The sequence below is a fragment of the Pseudomonas oryzagri genome, assembly GCF_020831405.1.
In the GTDB taxonomy this organism is placed as follows: Bacteria; Pseudomonadota; Gammaproteobacteria; order Pseudomonadales; family Pseudomonadaceae; genus Geopseudomonas; species Geopseudomonas oryzagri.
This window is the reverse complement of record NZ_JAJHPU010000019.1, coordinates 142521-159081: the sequence shown is the minus strand read 5'-3', so window position 1 is coordinate 159081 and position 16561 is coordinate 142521. Positions and strand designations below refer to the sequence as shown.

The window sequence follows — 16561 nt, the reverse complement described above, 5'->3', positions numbered from 1 at the left end:
GCCAAATGACGGGCGGCGAGGCGGCCAGCGGCCCGGCTCAGCCGGCGCCCTGGTCGACCGCCAGCAGATGGCGGACCAGCGGGGGCCGCTCGCCGCGGTGATAGCGCAGAACCTCCTGCTGGAGATCGGCGTCGGCCCGGGAGACCCGCCGGTGCTGGCGCAGGTGCTCGGCCCAGGATTCGACCTGGAACCACTCGAGCATCACGCCCGGATCGGCCGCGTCCTCGGTGAGTCCCCAGGCATAGGCGCCGTCGCGCCGGCGTTCGGCGGACAGCTTGGTGAGCGCCGCGGCGAAGGCGGCCCGCTCGGTGGGATCGATGCGGTACTCGATGAGGATCAGCACCGGGCCGCGGTCATGCTCGACCGGTTCGGCGGTTAGCGGCTCGGGCCAGTGGTTGGACGGCACCAGGTCGGCCTCGCCGCGCGGCAGCTTGACCCGATGGGCGAGCAGGCCGACCAGCACCAGCCCGCCGGCACCGGCCAGCAGCGCGAACGGCACGCCGCTCCACTGGGCGATGGCGCCCCAGGCCAGGCTGCCGGCGGTCATCGCGCCGTTGAACACCGTCAGGTACACCGCCAGCGAACGGCCGCGCACCCAGTTGGGCAGGATCGACTGCGCCACGCCGCTGAGCGTGGTCAGCGCGCTGATCCAGGCCGCGCCCAGCACCAGCAGCGCCGCTAGCGCCGCCCACCGCGGCGGCGCGCAGGCCAGCAGGACCATGACCAGCGCCGCCAGCAGCGCTGAGAGCAGCAGCAGGCCGTCGGCGCTCAGCCGGGCGCGCAGCCTGGGCAGGACCAGCGCGCCGCCGATCGCTCCCAGGCCGACCGCGCCGAGCAGCAAGCCGTAGAAACCGGCGCCGCCGCCGAGCAACTGGCGCGCCACCAGCGGCAGCAGCGCCCACACCGAGCTGGCCAAGGAGAAGAACAGGAAGGCGCGCAGCAGCACCACATGCAGCTCGCGACTGGCGCGGGCGTAGCGCAGGCCGGCGCGGAAGGCGCCAGGGAAGCGCTCGGCCAGCTCGTCGCGGGCGGCGACCGGGCGCCGCCACCAGAGCAGCGCGGCGATGACGAACGCGTAGCTGACCACGTCCACGCCGTAGGTGAACGCCGCCCCCAGGCTGGCCAGGATCAGGCCGCCTAGCGCCGGGCCGATCGCCCGCGCGATGTTGATGCCCAGCGAATTGAGCGCGACGGCGCTCTTGAGGTCTTTCCTGTCCACCAGTTCGGGCACGATGGCCTGCCAGGTCGGCGCCATCAGCGCCGCCCCCATGCCGCCGAGGAAGGTCAGCGCCACCAGCGAGGCGACCGACTGCAGCCCCGTCGCCGACAGCAGCATCAGACAAACACTGACGCCGGCGAGCAGGAACTGGATGGCGATGAGCAGCTTGCGGCGGTCGAGGATGTCGGCCAGCACGCCCGCCGGGATCGCCAGCAGGAAGATCGGTAGGGTCGCCGCCGCCTGCACCAGGGCCACGGCGGCCGGGGAGGGCGACAAGTCGGTCATCAGCCAGGCGCTGGCGACGTCGCGGACGAAGCTGCCGGTGTTGCCGATGACAGTCGCCGCCCAAAGGACGGCGAACAGCGTCTGCCGCAGGGGCGCAAGGCCACCCGCCGAGGTCTCGCCCGCGCGGCTCATGGCTGCACCTGCCGGACATCCGGCCGGGCGGCCGGGTGAGCGAGCGAACGGGACTTCGACATGGCGGCTTCCTCCTACACGGCCCAGCAGGAGCAGCCGAGGGCGCCGAAGAAGCCCTTGAGGTCGGCCACCGGAGCGCTGGAGGCCCAGGCCCTGGCGTGGTCATGGCCGTGCAGGCCGCAGGAGCTGGCGCATCCGCAGCCGGCGACGGCCTGCTGACGCAGCGGCTGCAGGGAGTTCCTGCCGGCGCCTTCGGGCTCGCCCCAGGCGCCGTAGCCCTTGAAGGTGCGGGTCGGCGACCAGTCGGGCATCGCGGGCGGCAGCGGGTTGTCGTCCAGCGGCGCGAAGTCGCCCGCGCCGTACACCACGCGACCGCCCACCACCGTCAGGTCCGAGGTCAGGAAGGAGATCTCGTCCTCGGCGACGGCGAAGTAGTCCTTGCTCGGCACGATCAGGTCGGCGAACTGCCCGGCCTGGATGCGGCCGCGCTTGCCTTCCTCGTTGGAGAACCAGGCGACGTGCTCGGTCCACATGCGCAGCGCCGTCTCGCGGTCCAGGCAGTTGCGCTGCGGATACAGGCGCAGGCCGCCGACGGTCTTGCCGGTGACCATCCACGCCAGCGACACCCAGGGGTTGTAGGAGGCCACGCGGGTGGCGTCGGTGCCGGCCGAGACCTTGACGCCCTTGTCCAGCATGCGGGCGATGGGCGGGGTCGCCTCGGCGGCCGCGGCGCCGTAGCGCTCGACGAAGTACTCGCCCTGGTAGGCCATGCGGTGCTGCACCGCGATGCCGCCGCCGAGCGCGGCGATACGGTCGATGGAGCGGTCGGAGATGGTTTCGGCGTGGTCGAAGAACCAGTTCAGGCCGGCCAGCGGCACGTCGCGGTCGACCTTCTCGAACACGTCCAGCGCGCGCGCGATGGTCTCGTCGTAGGTGGCGTGCAGGCGCCAGGGCCAGCGGTTCTGCGCGAGGATGCGCACCACTTCCTCCAGCTCGCCCTCCATTTCTGCCGGCATGTCCGGCCGCGGCTGGCGGAAGTCCTCGAAATCGGCCGCCGAGAACACCAGCATCTCGCCGGCGCCGTTGTGGCGGAAATAGTCGCTGCCCTGCTTGTACTGGACGCTGGAGGTCCACTTGAGGAAGTCTTCCTTCTCCTCCTTGGGCTTCTGGGTGAACAGGTTGTAGGCCAGGCGCACGGTCATCTGGCCGTCGTCGGCCAGCTTCTGGATCACCGCGTAGTCGTCCGGGTAGTTCTGGAAGCCGCCGCCGGCGTCGATCACTCCGGTCACGCCCAGGCGGTTGAGCTCGCGCATGAAGTGGCGGGTGGAATTGAGCTGGTAGTCGAACGGCAGCTTGGGTCCCTTGGCCAGCGTCGCGTAGAGGATCAGCGCGTTGGGCTTGGCCAGCAGCAGGCCGGTCGGGTTGCCGTTGGCATCGCGGGTGATCTCGCCGCCCGGCGGCTCGGGGGTGTCCTTGCCGTAGCCCACGGCGCGCAGCGCGGCGCCGTTGAGCAGGGCGCGGTCGTACAGGTGCAGCAGGAACACCGGGGTGTCCGGGGCGATGGCGTTGATCTCGGCGATGGTGGGCAGGTGTTTCTCGACGAACTGGTGTTCGCTGAAGCCGCCGACCACGCGAACCCATTGCGGCGCGGGGGTGATGGCGACCTGGCGCCTGAGCATGTCCATCGCATCGGCCAGCGAACGCACGCCGTCCCAGCGCAGCTCCAGGTTGTAGTTCAGGCCGCCGCGCACCACGTGGGTGTGGTTGTCGAACAAGCCGGGCAGCACGCTGCGGCCCTTGAGGTCGATGACTTTGGTCGCGGGACCCGCCAGGGCCGTGATCTCGGCGTCGTCGCCCACGGCGAGGAACCGGCCATCCTTGATGGCGACCGCGCTGGCCAGCGGCTTGCCGCGGTCCAGCGTGGTGATGCGGCCGTTTCGCAGGATCACCTCGGCAATGTCTGGCGTGCTCATGACTGCTTCTCCTCCGCGGATTGCGGCTGTTGCCCGGCCTGCTGGCGGCCGGGCAGTTGCCCGCATACGTGGTCGACGGCCTGCGCCTTGTCGCAGGCGGCGGAGAATGCCGCGCCGCCGAGCCATTGCTTGCCGACCGGGATGACCTGCTCGCCGATCAGGATGCCGAGCAGGCCGACCAGCGCGACCAGGGGCGGCGCCGGCGAGCGCACGTTGAGCAGACTGTAGATGATGCCGACCAGCAGGCCGGCCCCGGCGGACAGGACGTAGAGTTTCATGATTCACCTCGCTTCTATGGCCGCTGCGCTTCGGTGAGCGCACGGCGGGCGCTTGGGGCTCCGATCCGTACCAAGGCTAGACGTTGCGCCCGCCGCTGCTCCGAATCGCAGAGGCCGAGCGGGACCGGCGCAGTGGCCGCCGGTCCGACGCGGCCCCGGCGGCGCGCTCGGCGCGGCTTATTTGGCCGGGTTGGGGCCGATGCGCTCGCCGTGCAGCACGCGCTCCGGGCCCTTGTGGACCATGGTGTAGGCGTAGTCGACGCCCATGCCGTAGGCGCCGGAGTGCTCCTGGACGATGCCGATGACCGCGTCGTAGGTTTCCTTGCGCGCCCAGTCGCGCTGCCATTCCAGCAGCACCTGCTGCCAGGTCACCGGCACGATGCCGGCCTGGATCATGCGATCCATCGCGTACTTGTGCGCATCGACCGAGGTGCCGCCGGAGGCATCGGCCACCATGTAGATTTCATAGCCGCCTTCCAGCGCCGCGCACAGCGCGAAGGTGGTGTTGCAGACCTCGGTCCACAGCCCCGAGACGATGACCTTCTTGCGCCCGGCGGCGGCCAGCGAGTCGCGCACGTTCTGGTCGTCCCAGGAGTTCATCGAGGTGCGTTCGAGGATCCGGTGATCGGGGTACACGGCGAGCAGCTCGGGATAGGTATTGCCGGAGAAGCCATCGGTCTCGACGGTGGTGATGGTCGTCGGCACGTTGAACACCTTGGCGGCCTTGGCCAGCGCCACGACGTTGTTCTTCAGCACCTGGCGGTCGATCGACTGCACGCCGAAGGCCATCTGCGGCTGCTGGTCGATGAAGATCAGCTGGCTGTTCTGCGGGGTGAGCACTTCGAGGTACTTGGACATGGTGTCTCTCCTTAACGGGACGAACATCGAGGGAGCGGCGGGTAGGACTGGGGGCATGCCGGCGACGCCCGACGTATCGACGCCTGTCTCGTCGGCATGCGGCAGGCACCGGGGATGCCGCGAGAATCCCCGGTACCGCTGTTGCCGATGGTTCAGCCGGCCGCGTCCACCAGGACCAGCTCGCTGTCCTCGCGGGCGGTGACCCGGATGACTTCCTCGCCGCTGATGGCCGCGCCATCGCGGGCCTGCAGCTCAACGCCGTTGACCTCCACCTGGCCGCTGGCCGGCACCAGGTAGCCGTAGCGGTCCTCGCCGGCGAAGCGGTACTCGGCGGTTTCCCCGGCCTTGAGCGTCGCGCCCAGCACCCGGGCGGCGCTGCGGATCGGCAGGGCGTCCTCGTCCCCCTCGATGCCGCTGGCCAGGGCCACGAAGCGGCCGGAGCGGTCGGTCTTCGGGAACGGCTTGGCGCCCCAGGCAGGCTGCCCGCCCCGCTGGTCCGGGAAGATCCAGATCTGGAAGATGCGCGTGACGCCCGCCTCCAGGTTGTACTCGGAGTGGCGGACACCGGCCCCCGCGCTCATCACCTGCACATCGCCGGCGTTGGTGCGCCCCTTGTTGCCCAGGTTGTCCTGGTGGGTGATCGCGCCTTCGCGAACGTAGGTGATGATCTCCATGTCGGCGTGCGGATGTGCTGGGAAGCCGGTGCCCGGTTGGATCGCGTCGTCGTTCCAGACCCGCAGCGCGCCCCAGTGCACACGCGCCGGATCGTGATATTCGGCAAAGGAAAAGTGGTGTTTGGCATTGAGCCAGCCGTGATCGGCGCCACCGAGGGTGGCGAAGGGACGACGTTCGATCATGGTGATTCTCCCGCTGGTGAAACATCGATGGGAATCACTATAGGCGCTGCATACTGTCGCCAGAATGGAAGGTATGGAATACCATTCTTTCCATTATTGATGTGATCGCGCCGCGCAGCGGGGAGCTTCAGCATGAACAGATTGCCGGACCTGGAAGCCTGGGCGATCTTCGCCAAGGTCGCGGAAGCCGGTTCCTTCGCCAGGGCTGCCGAGGAACTGGCGCTGTCCCAGGCCACGGTATCCAAGGCCATCACGCGGCTGGAGAAGCGCATGCAGGTCATGCTGTTTCACCGCACGTCGCGGCGCATGTCGCTGACCGATAGCGGCCTGCTGGCGCTGGAGAACGCCGCGCGCATCCTCGAGGCGGGGGAGGCCGTCGAGGCCGAAGTGGTCGAACGCTCGGCCGGCCTGCGCGGGCCGATCCGCATCGCGGCGCCGATGTCCTTCGGGCTCTCGCGCCTGGCCCCCGCGCTGCCGCAGTTCATGGCCCGCCACCCGGAGGTCGCGCTCGATATCGAGTTCGACGACGAACTGGTCGACCTGGTGGCGAAGCGCTTCGACCTGGCCTTGCGCATTTCCACCCTGGCCGATTCCAGCCTGCTCGCCAGGCGCCTGTGCACCGTGCGCATCCATCTGGTCGGTGCTCCGGCCTACTTCGCGCAGCATGGCCGGCCTCGGCATCCGCGCGAGCTGGCCAACCATCGCGCCCTGCAGTATGCCTACGCGCGCAGCGGCCCGAGCTGGCGCTTCCGCCACCCGCGCCACGGCGAATTCACCCAGGCGATGAGCACGCCGCTGCGGGTGAACAACGCCGAGGCGCTGGCGCCGGCGCTGCACGCCGGGCTGGGACTGGCCCTGCAGCCCGAGTTCCTGGTCTGGCAGGACCTGCAGTCGGGCGCGCTGGAAACCGTGATGGACGACTGGCAGGTGGAGCCGATCGCCCTGCACCTGGTCACGCCACCCGGGCGCCGGCGCCCGGTACGTGTGCAGGCGCTGATGGATTACCTGGTCGAATACTTCGCCGCCGCGCCCTGGGCGCAGCACGTCGACTAGCTGTGTAAACCCAGTACGTTGTTCAGCGAAAGTGCAACGCGGCTGATCGGCGGGTAGTAGCCGAGACTGGCATGCGGTCTGTGCCAGTTGTAGTGATGCAACCACGCAGGCAGGTGGGCCGCTCGCTGCTCGGAACTTTCATAACTGCGGGCGTAGGCCCACTCACGCAAGCTCGTCTGGATAAAGCGCTCGGCCTTACCGTTGGTGCGGGGCGTATAGGGCTTCGTGCGGACATGCCGCAGCCCCAGGCGGCGGCACAAGCGCCGGAATGCTCGGGACCGATAGCAGGAGCCATTGTCGGTCATGACCCGCCGGAAGCGGATGCCCAGCCGGCGGTAGTAGCGCAAGGCCTGCAGCAGGGCCCGACAAGCGCTGCTGCCACGCTCATTCGGATGCAGGGTGGTGAAGGCCAGCCGGGATGCATCGTCGATGGCGACGTGGACAAACTCCCAGCCGGCACCGCCGGAGTTTTGCTGCCGGTCGCCGGTGACCCGATGTCCGGGCCTCCAGAAGCGGCCGAGCTTCTTGATGTCCAGATGCAGAAGGTCGCCGGGGTTGGCGTACTCGTAGCGCTCCACCGCAGGTGCCGGCTCCAGCTCGGCCAACCGATGAAAACCTGCGCGCTTGAGGTGGCGGGCGACCGTGCTGACGGCTAGTCCGAGCATCTGGGCGATCTGCCGGTAGGTCTTGCGCGACCGGCGCAGCTCGATCAATTGCTCGATCAGGCTGCCCTGCGTGGCATGCGGACAGGCGTGCGGACGAGACGAGCGATCCATCAGGCCCGCTTCGCCCTCCTCACGAAAGCGCCGGAGCCACTTGTAGGCCGTGCGGACACTCACTCCTGCGGCTTGCGCCGCGTCCTCGACACGCAGGCCGTTGAGCATGCGTTGAACCAGAAGGGCTCGACCGCGCGGGGTAAGACGGGCATGTTTATGCAGGTTCATCCGGGGCTCCTGGAAGGCTGTGTGGGTCGCGCTTCCAGAATTCCGGGAATGCCCCGGATGAACAACCTACTGAGAGATCACAACTAGCGCCGTTCTCTGGGCGATGCGCCGCGACAGCGGCTAGGGTGGGCAGCTGTCCGACGATTCGCGCCAGCATGCAGTCTCCTGCGAGGAGGAGGGCAGGCACCGCGTGCCGGCCTGCGCGGCGCTGAAGCCTTCGCTGCATCCGCGCGGGATGCTTCAGCGCAACCCCAACCGCTTCGCCAGGCGGTGCAGGTTGGCGCGGTCCAGACCCAGCTCGCGGGCGGCGGCGGCCCAGTTGTGCTGGTGGTGTTCCAGCGCGGCGTTTATCTGCTGGCGCTGGAACTGGTCGGTGCTCTCGCGCAGGTTGCCGCCGACGAAGTTCGGCGCGGCGTCGGTTACGGCGCTGGCCGTGGCGGTCGGCGTCGCCGAGGGCAGGCCGAGCAGCTCGGCGCCGATGCTGAGGATGCGCTTGCGCTCGCTCCGCTCGCCGGCGGCCATCGCCTTGAGGGCGGCGCGGCCGATCAGGTGTTCCAGTTCGCGCACGTTGCCCGGCCAGTCGTAGGCGAGCAGGGCGGCCTGCGCCTCGCCGGTCAGGCGCAGGCTGCGCAGGCCGAGGCGGGCGCGGTTCTGCTCGAGGAAGAAGCCGGCCAGCAGCAGGACGTCGCGGCCGCGCTCGCGCAGCGGCGGCACCGGCAGCGGGTAGACGCTCAGGCGGTGGTAGAGGTCGGCGCGGAAACGCCCGGCGCGCACTTCCTCGGCCAGGTCGCGGTTGGTGGCGGCGATCACCCGCACGTCGACGCGGTGCTCGCGGTCGGAGCCGACCCGCTGCAGCTGGCCGCTCTGCAGCACGCGCAGCAGCTTGGCCTGGGCGGCCAGCGGCAACTCGCCGACCTCGTCGAGGAACAGGCTGCCGCCGTCGGCCAGCTCGAACTTGCCGTGGCGCTCGCTGACCGCGCCGGAGAAGGCGCCGCGCGCGTGGCCGAACAGCTCGCTCTCCACCAGGGTGTCGGGCAGCGCCGCGCAGTTGAGGCTGATCAGCGGCTTTTCGGCGCGCGGCGAGGCGGCGTGGATGGCCTGGGCGACCAGCTCCTTGCCCACCCCGGTCTCGCCGCTGATCAGCACGCTGAGGTCGCTGCCGGCGACCAGGGCGATCTCCTCCAGCAGACGCTGGTGCTCGCGGCTCTGGCCGATCAGCTCGCGGCGGGCCTGCTGGCCGGCCGCCTCGCGGTAGACCTCGACCAGCTGCTCGTCGTGCTCGACGCGACGGGTCAGCGCGTCGATGCGCTCGGCGGCGCGCACCGTGGCGGCGGCCAGGCTGGCGAAGGCCTCAAGGTTGTCGAGGTTGAGGTTGTCGAAGCTCGCCGGATCGAGGGAGTCGAGGGTCAAGAGGCCCCAGGGCTGCTCGTCGACGTACAGCGGGCAGCCCAGGCAGTCGTGCACTTCCAGATGGCCGTCGAGCCCTTCGACCAGGCCGTCGTAGGGGTCGGGCAGGGCGCAGTCGGCGGCGAAACGGGTCAGGCCGCGGTGGGCCAGCAGGCTCTCGAAGCGCGGGTGCTCGCTGACCCGGAAGCGCCGGCCGAGGGTGTCGGGACTGAGGCCGTCCACCGCCAGCGGCACCAGGGTATCGCCGTCCAGGCGCAGCAGCGCGGCGGCGTCGGCCGGCAACAGCGCGCGCAGGGCGCCGAGCAGGCGGCGGTAGCGCTCCTCTTCGGGCAGGTCGCGGGAAAGGTCGGCGACCAGCGGGATCAGGGCGCGTAGCAGGGGGTGCGTTGTCATTTCGATACTCTGTTGTCTGAATGACAGCAGGCAGCCGTTGTCATCAAGACACTGCAGCAAGGTAAGTTATTGTTTTATAAGAATAAAAAAATTGGCACGGAAACTGATATGTCCATTGTGCTTGCGTGTGTGCGGCCTGTCGATGGCCGCCTGTCCCAGTTGGTCCCCATCAGGAGTTGTCCATGCTGTCTGCTCAACAAACCGCCATCATCAAAGCCACCGTCCCGCTGTTGGAAACCGGCGGCGAAACCCTGACCAAGCATTTCTACAAGATCATGCTCGGCGAATATCCGCAGGTGAAGGTGCTGTTCAACCAGGCCCACCAGGCCAGCGGCGACCAGCCGCGCGCGCTGGCCAACAGCGTGCTGATGTACGCCCGTCACATCGACCGCCTGCAGGAGCTGGGCCCGCTGGTCGGCCAGATCGTCCACAAGCACGTGTCGCTGCAGATCCTCCCCGAGCACTACCCGATCGTCGGTTCCTGCCTGCTGCGCGCCATCCGCGAAGTGCTGGGCGAAGAGATCGCCACCGACGAGGTCATCGCTGCCTGGGCCGCCGCCTACGGCCAGCTGGCCGACATCCTGATCGGCGCCGAGGAAGCGGTATACGCCGCCAACGAGGCCAAGGAAGGTGGCTGGCGCGGCTCGCGTCAATTCCGCGTGGCGCGCAAGGAAGCCGAGAGTGAGGAGATCACCTCCTTCTACCTGCAGCCGGTCGACGGCGGCGCGGTGCCGGAGTTCGTGCCGGGCCAGTACCTGGGCCTGCGCTTCGTCATCGACGGCCAGGAAACCCGCCGCAACTACTCGCTGTCCGCCGCGCCGAACGGCCGCGAGCTGCGCATCAGCGTCAAGCGCGAGGAGGGCGGCCTGATCTCCAACTACCTGCACGATCAGGTGCAGGTCGGCGACGAGCTGGAAGTCTTCCCGCCGGCCGGCGACTTCGTTCTCGAGGCCAGCGACAAGCCGCTGGCGCTGATCACCGCCGGTGTCGGCATCACCCCGGCCGTGGCCATGCTCGAGCAGGCGCTGGAGAGCGGTCGTGAAGTGCGCTTCATCCACTTCGCCCGCCACGGCGGCGTGCATGCCTTCCGCGAGTGGCTGGACGAGAAGAGCGCCCAGCATCCGCAGCTCAAGCGCTTCTACTGCTACAGCGAGCCGCGCGAGGGCGATGCCGCCGACGCCGAAGGCTTCACCAGCGCCGCGCTGCTGGGCGACTGGCTACCGGAGCAGCGTGATCTGGACGCCTACTTCCTCGGTCCGAAGCCGTTCATGGCCCAGGTGAAGAAGCAGCTGGCCGAGCTGGGCATCCCGGCCGCGCAGTGCCGCTACGAGTTCTTCGGCCCGGCGGCGGCGCTGGAGGCTTGAGCTAGCTGAGGTGAGTCGTAGGGTGGGAAACGGCCGCAGGCCATTCCCACCGTCTGGCACGAAGGTCGGTGGAAAAACGCTGCGCGTGTTTTCCACGGGGTGGCCCTCCACCCTACGGCGGCCTAGGCTGCGTTAAGCAGGTGATCGCTCCCACGCTTCAGCGTGGGAGCGCCCGCAGATCGGTACCCACGCTGGAGCGTGGCCACCATCGGTAAGGCTACGTTGGTGATCGTTCCCACGCTCCGGCGTGGGAATGCCGCAGGGACGCTCAGCGTCCCGGTGTCGCTGAGGACAGGGCGCGGAGCGCCCACTCCGGTACCCACGCTGGAGCGTGGGTACCATCGGTAACAGTTCAGGAACTTCCCATGCAGTTGGTCGACCGCAAGGCCCTGTTGCAGATCGCGCCGCTGTGGCGCCTCGGATTTCGTCCCTTCTTCCTCGCCGGTGCGGTCTTCGCCGCGCTGGCCATTCCCCTCTGGCTCGGCGTGCTGGCCGGCCTGTGGCCCGCCTGGTCGCCGGCCGGCGGCGCGCTTGCCTGGCATCGCCACGAGATGGTGTTCGGCTTCGGTGCGGCGATCGTCGCCGGCTTCCTGCTCACCGCTGCGCAGAACTGGACCGGCCGTCCCGGCCTCTCCGGCTCGCCGCTCGCCGCGCTGGCGACAGTTTGGCTGGCCGCCCGCCTGGCCTGGCTGTTCGGTGCGCCGCTGTGGCTGCTGATTCCCCTGGAGCTGGCCTTCCTGCCGGCAGTGGCGGTGACCGTCGGGCGCATGCTCTGGGCGGTGCGCCAGGTGCGCAACTACCCCATCGTCGGTGTGCTCACGTTGCTGACCCTCGCCGACCTGCTGGTAATTGCCGGCCTCGTCCAGGGCAACGACGCTTGGCAGCGCCAAGGCGTGATCGCCGCGCTGTGGCTGGTGGCGGTGATGATGGGCCTGATCGGCGGGCGAGTGATCCCGTTCTTCACCCAGCGCGGCCTCGGCCGCCCGGCGCAGGTGCCGGCGCTGCCCTGGCTGGAATGGAGCGCTCAGGGCGGCCTGGTGCTGGTGGCCGTGCTTACCGCGACTGGCCCGGCCCTGCAGCCGCAGGTCTGGCTGGGCGCGCTGTTCGCCCTGGTCGCGCTGGCCCATGGCGTGCGTCTGGCGCGCTGGCACGACGCCGGCCTGTGGCGGGTGCCACTGCTGTGGTCGCTGCACTTGGCCTACGCCTGGCTGGTGATCGCCCTGGCCGGCCAGGCGCTCTGGCACTTCGGCCTGCTGGCCAGCTCCAGCCTGGCCCTGCACGCCCTGGGCGTCGGCGGCATGGGCGGGCTGATCCTCGCCATGGTCGCGCGGGTCAGCCTCGGTCATACCGGCCGTCCTCTGCAGCCGCCCGCGGCGATGGCCTGGGCCTTCGCCCTGGTCAACCTCGGCGCCGCGGCGCGCGTGCTGCTGCCGCCGTTCCTGCCGCTCGGCGGTCTGCTGCTCGCCGGCGCCGCCTGGACCGCCGCCTTCGCGCTGTTCGTCTGGCACTACGGGCCGATGCTGTGCCGGCCGCGCCTGGACGGTCAGCCGGGGTAGGGTGGACAACGGCGAAGCCTTGTCCACCTCCATGCAGCGCTCCGGTGGACAAACGCTGCGCGTGTTGTCCACCCTACATGTGTAGCCGTTCTGGCGCAGCAGGTCCGCCTTGCCCTATGGTGTTCGCCCATTCTTCAGGGAAGCGGACCCCGTGATTCAGCGCGCAGCACCGGTACTCAAGGACAGCATCTCCATCCGTCTGGTCGAGGAGGCCCTGCGCGGTTTCGCCGAGCGCGGCGAGCCGGTCGCCGAGCTGCTGCGCGAGGTGGGGCTGGAGCCGGCGCTGCTCGCCGATCCCGCCGCGCGGGTCGAGGTGCGCGACTACAGCCGCCTGTGGCTGCATCTGGCGCGCCGCTATGACGACGAATTCTTCGCCATGGACCCGCGGCGCATGCGCTGGGGCAGCTTCGCCTTCCTGTGCCGCACCTGCCGCAACCAGGCGACCCTGGAGGAGGCGCTGCATACCGCGCTGGACTTCTTCGCCCTGACCTTCGAGAGCTTCCGCCCGCGTCTGGCCCGCAGCCAGAGCCTCGCCGAGGTGGTGCTCCAGGAGCGCACCGGCGAGCCGCTGCGGCCCTTCACCTGCTTCACCTTCTGGCTGCTGCTGCACGGCCTCGCCTGCTGGCTGGTCGGCCGGCGCTTTCCGCTGCTGGCGGTCGAGCTGCGCGGCGCGGAGCCCGAGTACATCGGCGACTATCGGGTGATGTTCTCCGCCAACCTGCGTTTCGCCCGGCCCTCGAACCGCATCATCTTCGCCGCCGAGGTGCTCGACCTGCCGGTGCGGCGCAGCGAGGCGGAACTGAAGGAGTTCCTCGCCCGCGCGCCGTCGAACATCCTGGTCAAATACCGCGACACCGGCAGCCTGGCCCGGCGCATCAAGGCCCACCTGCGTAGCCTGCCGGGCGAGGGTTGGCCGACCGGCGACGAGCTGGCCCAGGTGCTGTGCATGTCGCCCTCGACCCTGCGCCGCCGCCTGGCCGAGGTCGGCCAGTCCTACCAGGCGATCAAGGACGCGGTGCGCCAGGAGCGCGCCACCGCCTGGCTGGCCGACCCGCAGGTCAGCTTCGGCGCCATCGCCGAGCGCCTGGGCTTCGCCGACGTCAGCGCCTTCTACAAGGCCTTCCGCAAGTGGACCGGCACCAACCCCGGCCATTACCGCACTCTCATCCTCTCTCCCGGCATTGGCCAAAACGGTCACGCAGATTGACAGGAACGGCCATTGCCGGTCCGCGGGCGGCTGACCAATATGAAGCCATCACGCCTGTCGTGCTTCCCAACTAGAACAATAAAGGAATCCGCCATGCCGTCCTGCTTCCCCCTCGTGCATCCTCCCGCGGGCTGATCGCCCGACCTCCCCCGAACAGCCAGATTCAGACGTTGCGCCGCCCGTGCGCCGGCCCCCGGCTGCCCGCGTGTCGCCAGAACAAGAGAGACAAGTCATGCGTATCCCCAACAAGGTTTTCCTGGTCACCGGCGCCGCCTCGGGCCTCGGTGCGGCCACCGCCAAGGCACTGATCGAGGCCGGCGCCAAGGTGCTGCTGGTCGACATCGCCGCCGCCGTCGAGACGCGCGCCGCCGAGCTGGGCGCCAACGCCCGTGGTGTGGTCGCCGACATCACCGACGAAACCGCCGCTCGCCGCGCCGTGACCGCCGCCCGCGATGCCTTCGGCGCCCTGCACGGGCTGGTCAACTGCGCCGGCGTGGTCGGCGGCGAGAAGGTGCTCGGCCGCAACGGCCCGCACGCGCTGGCGAGCTTCGCCCGCATCGTCGGCATCAACCTGATCGGCACCTTCAACATGCTGCGCCTGGCCGCCGAGGTCATGGCCGAGGGCGAGGCGGACGAGGGCGGCGAGCGCGGGGTGATCGTCAATACCGCCTCCATCGCCGCCTTCGACGGGCAGATCGGCCAGGCCGCCTACGCTGCCTCCAAGGGCGGGGTGGCCAGCCTGACCCTGCCGGCGGCGCGTGAGTTGGCCCGCCACGGCATCCGCGTGATGACCATCGCCCCCGGCATCTTCGAGACGCCGATGATGGCCGGCATGAGCGAGGAGGTGCGCGACTCGCTGGCCGCGGGCGTGCCGTTCCCGCCGCGTCTCGGCAAGCCCGAGGAGTACGCCGCGCTGGTCCGCCACATCGTCGAGAACAGCATGCTCAACGGCGAGGTGATCCGCCTCGACGGCGCCCTGCGCATGGCCGCCAAGTGACAGGAGAACAGGACATGAACCACGAAGATCCGATCGTTATCGTCAGCAGCGCGCGCACCCCGATGGGAGGCTTTCAGGGCGACCTCAAGGGCCTCAGCGCGCCCGAGCTGGGCGCCGCCGCCATCCGCGCGGCGGTCGAGCGCAGCGGCCTGCCGTTTGATGCCGTGCAGGAGGTGCTGATGGGCTGCGTGCTGCCTGCCGGCCTCGGCCAGGCGCCGGCCCGTCAGGCGGCCCTCGGCGCCGGGCTGTCCCGGGCCGCGGTGTGCACCACCCTAAACAAGATGTGCGGCTCGGGCATGCAGGCGGCCATCCTCGGCCACGACCTGCTGCGCGCCGGCAGCGTCGACATCGTGGTGGCCGGCGGCATGGAGAGCATGTCCAACGCCCCCTACCTGCTCGACAAGGCGCGCGGCGGCTACCGCATGGGCCACGGCAAGGTGCTCGACCACATGTTCCTCGACGGCCTGGAGGACGCCTACGACAAGGGCCGCCTGATGGGCACCTTCGCCGAGGACTGCGCCCAGGCCCACGGCTTCGGCCGCGAGGAGCAGGACGCCTACGCGCTGGCCTCGCTGCAGCGCGCCCGCGATGCCATGGCGGGCGGCCGATTCGAGGCGGAGATCGTCCCGCTGAGCGTCGCAGTCGGCCGCGAGCAACGCCAGATCACCGAGGACGAACAGCCGCCCAAGGCCAGCCCGGAGAAGATCCCCGGCCTGCGTCCGGCGTTCCGCGAGGGCGGCACGGTGACCGCGGCCAACTCCAGCTCGATTTCCGACGGCGCCGCCGCGCTGCTGTTGATGCGCCGCTCCGAAGCCGAGCGCCGCGGTCTGCGCCCTCAGGCGGTGATCCGCGGCCACGCCGCCTTCGCCGATGCGCCCAACCTGTTCCCCACCGCGCCCATCGGCGCGATCCGCAACCTGCTGCAGCGCACCGGCTGGCGCCTCGATCAGGTCGACCTGTTCGAGATCAACGAGGCCTTCGCGGTGGTGGCCATGGTCGCCATGCGCGAGCTGGGCCTCGATCACGCCAGGGTCAACGTGCACGGCGGCGCCTGCGCCCTCGGCCATCCGATCGGCGCCTCGGGTGCGCGCATCCTGGTCACCCTGCTGGCGGCGCTGCGCAGCCACGGCCTGCGCCGCGGCGTGGCGGCCATCTGCATCGGCGGCGGCGAGGCCACGGCAATGGCCGTCGAGCTGCTGGACTGAGTACGAGGAGAGAGCCATGAACTACCAAACCCTGCTGGTGGAGATCAGCGAGCGCGTCGCGCTGATCACCCTCAACCGCCCCCAGGCGCTCAATGCGCTGAATTCCCAGCTGATCGGCGAACTCAACCAGGCGCTCGACCGCCTGGAGGCCGACCCGCAGATCGGCTGCATCGTGCTCACCGGCTCGGCCAAGGCCTTCGCCGCCGGTGCGGACATCAAGGAACTGGCGGATATGACCTATCCGCAGATCTACCACGACGACCACTTCGCCCAGGCCGACCGGATCGCCGCGCGGCGCAAGCCGGTCATCGCCGCGGTCGCCGGCTACGCGCTGGGCGGCGGCTGCGAGCTGGCGCTGATGTGCGACTTCATCTATGCCGCCGACAACGCCCGCTTCGGCCTGCCGGAGATCACCCTCGGCGTGCTGCCGGGCATCGGCGGCACCCAGCGCCTGACCCGCGCCATCGGCCGGGCCAAGGCGATGGAGATGTGCCTGACCGGACGCATGATGGACGCCGCCGAGGCCGAGGTCGCCGGGCTGGTGGCGCGGGTGTTCCCGGTCGACAGCCTGCTCGAGAAGACCCTCGAGGCGGCCCACGCCATCGCCGGCAAGTCGCTGACCGCGGCGATGATGATCAAGGAGTGCATCAACCGCGTCGACGAGACCAACCTCAGCGAGGGCGTGCGCTTCGAGCGGCGGGTGTTCCACTCGGTGTTCGCCACCGCCGACCAGAAGGAGGGCATGGCCGCGTTCGTCGAGAAGCGTGCCCCGCGCTTCACCCACAGCTGAGCCGCGCTGCGCAGCGTTATACGGCCATGCAAGCGGCCGCCGA

The 16561-nt window shown here is 69.8% G+C and carries 14 protein-coding genes; 7 read left to right on the top strand and 7 right to left on the bottom strand.

What is annotated here, in order from left to right; genetic code table 11:
• Positions 1–37: 37 nt before the first annotated feature.
• The 5 genes from LMJ29_RS08575 to LMJ29_RS08555 form a co-directional block, all read right to left on the bottom strand.
• The gene (locus LMJ29_RS08575; RefSeq protein ID WP_229605105.1) at positions 38–1636 is read right to left on the bottom strand and encodes an MFS transporter; all 1599 of its coding nucleotides are present in this window, start codon (positions 1634–1636) and stop codon (positions 38–40) included.
• A 74-nt stretch (positions 1637–1710) separates the two neighbouring features.
• Positions 1711–3609, bottom strand: a complete 1899-nt coding sequence (locus tag LMJ29_RS08570) for an amidohydrolase (protein ID WP_229605104.1) — start codon at positions 3607–3609, stop codon at positions 1711–1713.
• A complete protein-coding gene (locus LMJ29_RS08565) occupies positions 3606–3887 on the bottom strand; it encodes a XapX domain-containing protein (RefSeq protein WP_229605103.1) in 282 nt (93 codons plus the stop codon). Before LMJ29_RS08565 ends, LMJ29_RS08570 begins: the two co-directional genes overlap by 4 nt.
• Before the next feature lie 177 nt (positions 3888–4064).
• Positions 4065–4745, bottom strand: coding sequence for a hydrolase (locus tag LMJ29_RS08560; protein ID WP_229605102.1), 681 nt, complete (start codon positions 4743–4745; stop codon positions 4065–4067).
• Between the two features lie 152 nt (positions 4746–4897).
• Positions 4898–5602 (bottom strand): pirin family protein, encoded by a 705-nt coding sequence (locus LMJ29_RS08555; protein ID WP_229605101.1) that lies wholly within the window; start codon positions 5600–5602, stop codon positions 4898–4900.
• 132 nt (positions 5603–5734) lie between these two features.
• Between LMJ29_RS08555 and LMJ29_RS08550 the strand changes: the two genes are divergently transcribed.
• A complete protein-coding gene (locus LMJ29_RS08550) occupies positions 5735–6655 on the top strand; it encodes a LysR family transcriptional regulator (protein ID WP_229605100.1) in 921 nt (306 codons plus the stop codon).
• Here LMJ29_RS08550 and LMJ29_RS08545 read toward each other — a convergent pair.
• Positions 6652–7599, bottom strand: a complete 948-nt coding sequence (locus tag LMJ29_RS08545; RefSeq protein ID WP_229605099.1) for an IS481 family transposase — start codon at positions 7597–7599, stop codon at positions 6652–6654. The two genes, LMJ29_RS08550 and LMJ29_RS08545, sit on opposite strands and share 4 nt — an antisense overlap.
• Positions 7600–7839: 240 nt before the next feature.
• Entirely contained in the window at positions 7840–9399 is a 1560-nt protein-coding gene (norR, locus tag LMJ29_RS08540) for a nitric oxide reductase transcriptional regulator NorR (protein ID WP_229605098.1), read from the bottom strand.
• 182 nt (positions 9400–9581) lie between these two features.
• Here norR and hmpA point away from each other — a divergent pair, with 182 nt between their 5' ends.
• The 6 genes from hmpA to LMJ29_RS08510 all read left to right on the top strand — a co-directional run bounded on the left by hmpA (position 9582) and on the right by LMJ29_RS08510 (position 16518).
• Entirely contained in the window at positions 9582–10763 is a 1182-nt protein-coding gene (gene hmpA, locus LMJ29_RS08535; RefSeq protein WP_229605097.1) for an NO-inducible flavohemoprotein, read from the top strand.
• Between the two features lie 365 nt (positions 10764–11128).
• Positions 11129–12319, top strand: coding sequence for an NnrS family protein (locus LMJ29_RS08530; RefSeq protein ID WP_229605096.1), 1191 nt, complete (start codon positions 11129–11131; stop codon positions 12317–12319).
• Positions 12320–12470: 151 nt separating this feature from the next.
• Entirely contained in the window at positions 12471–13526 is a 1056-nt protein-coding gene (locus tag LMJ29_RS08525; protein ID WP_229605095.1) for an AraC family transcriptional regulator, read from the top strand.
• Between the two features lie 232 nt (positions 13527–13758).
• The gene (locus LMJ29_RS08520; protein ID WP_229605094.1) at positions 13759–14523 is read left to right on the top strand and encodes an SDR family NAD(P)-dependent oxidoreductase; all 765 of its coding nucleotides are present in this window, start codon (positions 13759–13761) and stop codon (positions 14521–14523) included.
• A 14-nt stretch (positions 14524–14537) separates the two neighbouring features.
• Positions 14538–15728, top strand: a complete 1191-nt coding sequence (locus LMJ29_RS08515) for an acetyl-CoA C-acyltransferase (protein WP_229605093.1) — start codon at positions 14538–14540, stop codon at positions 15726–15728.
• A 16-nt stretch (positions 15729–15744) separates the two neighbouring features.
• A complete protein-coding gene (locus LMJ29_RS08510; protein WP_229605092.1) occupies positions 15745–16518 on the top strand; it encodes an enoyl-CoA hydratase in 774 nt (257 codons plus the stop codon).
• Positions 16519–16561 lie beyond the last annotated feature (43 nt).

What these genes read in the sequence shown, in the direction of transcription:
- LMJ29_RS08575 (WP_229605105.1), bottom strand. Translation starts at nt 1,636, where the DNA reads ATGAGCCGCGCGGGCGAGACCTCGGCGGGTGGCCTTGCGCCCCTGCGG.
- LMJ29_RS08555 (WP_229605101.1), bottom strand. Translation starts at nt 5,602, where the DNA reads ATGATCGAACGTCGTCCCTTCGCCACCCTCGGTGGCGCCGATCACGGC.
- LMJ29_RS08515 (WP_229605093.1), top strand. Translation starts at nt 14,538, where the DNA reads ATGAACCACGAAGATCCGATCGTTATCGTCAGCAGCGCGCGCACCCCG.
- hmpA (WP_229605097.1), top strand. Translation starts at nt 9,582, where the DNA reads ATGCTGTCTGCTCAACAAACCGCCATCATCAAAGCCACCGTCCCGCTG.
- LMJ29_RS08565 (WP_229605103.1), bottom strand. Translation starts at nt 3,887, where the DNA reads ATGAAACTCTACGTCCTGTCCGCCGGGGCCGGCCTGCTGGTCGGCATC.
- norR (WP_229605098.1), bottom strand. Translation starts at nt 9,399, where the DNA reads ATGACAACGCACCCCCTGCTACGCGCCCTGATCCCGCTGGTCGCCGAC.
- LMJ29_RS08510 (WP_229605092.1), top strand. Translation starts at nt 15,745, where the DNA reads ATGAACTACCAAACCCTGCTGGTGGAGATCAGCGAGCGCGTCGCGCTG.
- LMJ29_RS08520 (WP_229605094.1), top strand. Translation starts at nt 13,759, where the DNA reads ATGCGTATCCCCAACAAGGTTTTCCTGGTCACCGGCGCCGCCTCGGGC.
- LMJ29_RS08570 (WP_229605104.1), bottom strand. Translation starts at nt 3,609, where the DNA reads ATGAGCACGCCAGACATTGCCGAGGTGATCCTGCGAAACGGCCGCATC.
- LMJ29_RS08550 (WP_229605100.1), top strand. Translation starts at nt 5,735, where the DNA reads ATGAACAGATTGCCGGACCTGGAAGCCTGGGCGATCTTCGCCAAGGTC.
- LMJ29_RS08530 (WP_229605096.1), top strand. Translation starts at nt 11,129, where the DNA reads ATGCAGTTGGTCGACCGCAAGGCCCTGTTGCAGATCGCGCCGCTGTGG.
- LMJ29_RS08560 (WP_229605102.1), bottom strand. Translation starts at nt 4,745, where the DNA reads ATGTCCAAGTACCTCGAAGTGCTCACCCCGCAGAACAGCCAGCTGATC.
- LMJ29_RS08545 (WP_229605099.1), bottom strand. Translation starts at nt 7,599, where the DNA reads ATGAACCTGCATAAACATGCCCGTCTTACCCCGCGCGGTCGAGCCCTT.